This window comes from Phaeodactylibacter luteus, assembly GCF_007993045.1.
Classification (GTDB): Bacteria; Bacteroidota; Bacteroidia; order Chitinophagales; family Saprospiraceae; genus Phaeodactylibacter; species Phaeodactylibacter luteus.
The window spans coordinates 1-3,614 of sequence record NZ_VOOR01000109.1 but is presented as its reverse complement, the minus strand read 5'-3'; the positions used below and the strand labels follow the sequence as shown (position 1 = coordinate 3,614).

Below are 3,614 nucleotides of genomic sequence, written 5' to 3'. Positions count from 1 at the left end.
GTGACACCCGCCCAATTCGCTACACTTGGAGTAACTTGTAGAGACTTGTTAAGGCTAGAAGTAGAAGCTCAAGGTAGTGGAATTACAGGTAGTGCCTCTTGTGGTTTGTAATTGATGAATGGTAACCTATATAGAAAAATCGGTTATCTGTAATATGATGCTAATGGATACCCACGCGTTTTGAACGTTTGTGGGTATCCTCTTTATCGTTTTCCTTATTCTTCACTTGTTAATGTTAGTACATGAGATTAAGTGTTTATTTATTTTTTGCGGTGTTTTTGTCATTCTCCTGTCAGCCAGAATTTGATATAGAACAGAACGATTTCTCTTCGGCCATGACTGCTTGGGGTTATTTTAACCCAGATAGCACCTTCATAGTTTATCTCTCGGGTGCTCAACCCGCTTGGGCGGATTACGCCCACATAGGAATCGAAAACGCACTGGTTGTTGTATTTGAGGGCGGAATACCCATTGATACGCTGGTAGAAATATCGGAAGGTAAATATCAGTCAGCGGTTGACAAGTATCCATCAGTAGGTAAAGTTTATCACATTACGGTCACCCACATGGACTATCCTTCCTTGCTTACGGAGCCGGACACCATTCCTGCCATTCCTGATTTTTCTGAAATTTATACTTCTGTCACACCCATTCCAGGTAATGATGCTGGGCAAGTATTAGCAGCTATTGGAGGATTGGTGAACAATAGGGCAGGGTATGATTACATAGGAAGCAGGGTAGTTTTCAGTGATGATGGGGACGAAGCTTTTTTCGCCCCCCCAGAAGGAGCTTCGTGCCAGCCTAATTTGCCCGTCATTGATAATATATACTATGCCGACTATACTTGCAGAAGAGAACCAACAACCGACTATCTCATAACGTCAAGCAATTACAAACCAGTAGACCTTACCGCTGCGGAAGTATCAATTTGTTTTCCTTCAAGAGCGACCATTGCTTTAGGAAAACAGTTGGAACGTTTCAACGAACTGAATACTGGGATTTATAGCGTCAACCCATTTTTTGAACCTATCTATCTGCCAGGAAACGTTTATGGGGGCTACGGGTTTGTCGGGGGCTACAGTTGCAAAAAAGTCAATGTTCAATTTTAGATACGATGAATAACAGGACGATGAAAGCATTTATATCATTGATTACCTTATGTATAGCGCTGCTTTATGCCAATGAGATTAACGCACAAGTGGTAAGCGGTACGGTATCGGACGAAAATGGCGAACCCCTGATTGGGGCAAATGTATTTGAACCGAAAACACAGCGCGGGGATGCCACTAATGCTTCTGGCTTCTTTGCGATTAACCTTGGTCAAGGTACGCAGGAGTTGATTATTTCCTATATTGGATACGAAAGCGACACCATTCGTCTCAACCTCAGGAGGGATACTTCCCTTTCCATCCGCCTTAATACCCAGCAGATTGAAACGGTTATAGTAAGTGCCTCTAGGGAGAACAATGTGGCCAATACCACACAGTTGGGAGAAGTGCGGCTATCAATTCCACAGATAAAAAGGCTGCCTTCACTGGCCGGAGAAGTCGATATCATCAAGGCCCTTTCTTTTACACCTGGCGTGAGCAATGGAAACGAAGGTTCTTCCGGGCTTTTCGTACGGGGAGGCTCGCCTGACCAAAACCTTATTTTGCTGGACGGGGCGGTGGTTTACAACCCCAACCACCTATTTGGCTTTTTGTCCGTATTTAACGCCGATGCCATAAAAGACGTTACATTGGTAAAAGGTAACTATCCCGCCCGCTATGGAGGCCGCCTATCCTCCGTACTAGATATTCGTATGCGGGAAGGCAATGTGGAAAAATGGAAAGGCGAGGCTGGCGTAGGCTTACTAGCCTCTAGGCTCACATTGGAAGGGCCGTTGTTAAAGAATAAGGTCAGCTTGTTGGTATCAGGCAGGTCTTCCTATCTTGGGTTGCTGCTTTTTCCTATGCGAGCCAGCTACAAGGCTGGGCGTTCAGATAGTCACCTTAGTTATCTTATGGCAGACTTCAACGCTAAGCTAAACTTTAGAATCAGTAATACGGAGTATATTAGCGTGAGTACCTATATTGGAAACGACCATCTTAAACTGTTTGCCCAAACCTACCCTGTTGAGGAGTCTGTGTCTAAGATCGGCTGGGGCAACTCCACTACTACCTTACGCCATAATAAAGCATGGGCTTCTGGTGCATTTTTGGAAAATACGCTGGGTTATACTCGGTTTATGTACGACTTCGAGCAGGCTGGCAAACAACAATTGGATAGTAGCAGCTCTCTTTTTGGCATTGGATATTCCTCTGGCTTAGAAGATTATTTCGCCAGTTCCCGCCTTACTTTTTTGCTCGGACGAAACCACAAAGTACAGTTTGGTATAGAGGCTGTCAGACATCACTTTATGCCTCAAAGCGGACTGTTTACTTACGAAGATTCAGACGGTAGTACTCGGTTAGGCGTAAAAGATGAACGGTGGGGTACGGCTCTGTCTGCCTATGCAGAGGATGAATGGACTATTACCAAGAAAGTATCTGCCACAATAGGCTTGAGGCGGTCAAACTTTTGGATAGACCAGGCATATTATGGAGCTTGGGAACCCCGTGCTGGCTTGCGTTACAACCTGAGGAGACATACAGCGTTCAAACTGGGTTTCGGACAAACCCAACAATACATACATCTGCTGGCAAGTAGCAGTCTTGGGCTTCAAAATGACATTTGGGCACCAGCGACAGCCGCAGCACCGCCTCAACGCGCTAAGCAGTGGGCGGCAGGCTTGGCTCAATACTTCGAGCAATGGGACACTGATTTCAGCATTGAGTACTTCTACAAAAAAATGGATAATCTGACTGATTTTGGAGAAGGTGTTAATCTACAGTTTTCAGTAACTGAACAGTGGGAAAACCTGATTGAAAATCAGGGCGAAGGATACTCAACTGGCTTAGAAGTGTTTTTACATAAAAAAACGGGCAGGCTGAACGGCATGGCAGCATACACCTATTCCCGCAGTTTTCGCCGCTTTCAAAACATCAATAATGGCAACTACTTTCCTTTCAAATATGACGCTCCCCATCAGCTAACAACAGCGTTAAATTGGCAAATCAACCAAAAATGGGATGCTTCCCTATCATGGATTCTGCGTAGTGGTTATCCCGTAAGCATTCCTGACGCTATCATATCTTCCCCGCCTGGAGGAGAAACCCTATATAGTCAGAATGTTCCTCTATTTATCTACAACGACAGGGGTAACTACAGGCTTCCAGCCTATCACCGGGCGGATGTGGCTTTCAACCACACTAAAACAAACCGCTGGGGAAACAAACAGGTATGGAGCTTTGGTTTGTACAATCTCTACAATCGTCAAAACGTATTGTACGCCCATTTAGTGACTCAAAATACAGGCAGAGATAGTAAAGGAAATATTGGGATAAAACCTACACTTCAAACGCGCACTTTGCTGCCAATTCTGCCTTCTGTGAGTTATTCAGTGAAATTTTGATGATTTTCAAAGTACTTTCAGCCTTTTATTATAGCGGCAATATGGATGTTGTAAAGGGATGTAAGATGGCAATATTGATAGCGTGTGCTTTTTGTTTTTTATAACTTCATATCAATGATGT

Annotated in this window: 2 protein-coding genes; both read left to right on the top strand. The window is 44.3% G+C overall.

What is annotated here, in order from left to right:
• The first annotated feature begins 242 nt into the window (after positions 1–242).
• Positions 243–1,109, top strand: coding sequence for a DUF4249 family protein (locus FRY97_RS21575; RefSeq protein ID WP_147169694.1), 867 nt, complete (start codon positions 243–245; stop codon positions 1,107–1,109).
• Between the two features lie 20 nt (positions 1,110–1,129).
• Positions 1,130–3,493 (top strand): TonB-dependent receptor, encoded by a 2,364-nt coding sequence (locus FRY97_RS21570; protein ID WP_170254824.1) that lies wholly within the window; start codon positions 1,130–1,132, stop codon positions 3,491–3,493.
• Positions 3,494–3,614: the final 121 nt, after the last annotated feature.

What these genes read in the sequence shown, in the direction of transcription:
- FRY97_RS21575 (WP_147169694.1), top strand. Translation starts at nt 243, where the DNA reads ATGAGATTAAGTGTTTATTTATTTTTTGCGGTGTTTTTGTCATTCTCC.
- FRY97_RS21570 (WP_170254824.1), top strand. Translation starts at nt 1,130, where the DNA reads ATGAAAGCATTTATATCATTGATTACCTTATGTATAGCGCTGCTTTAT.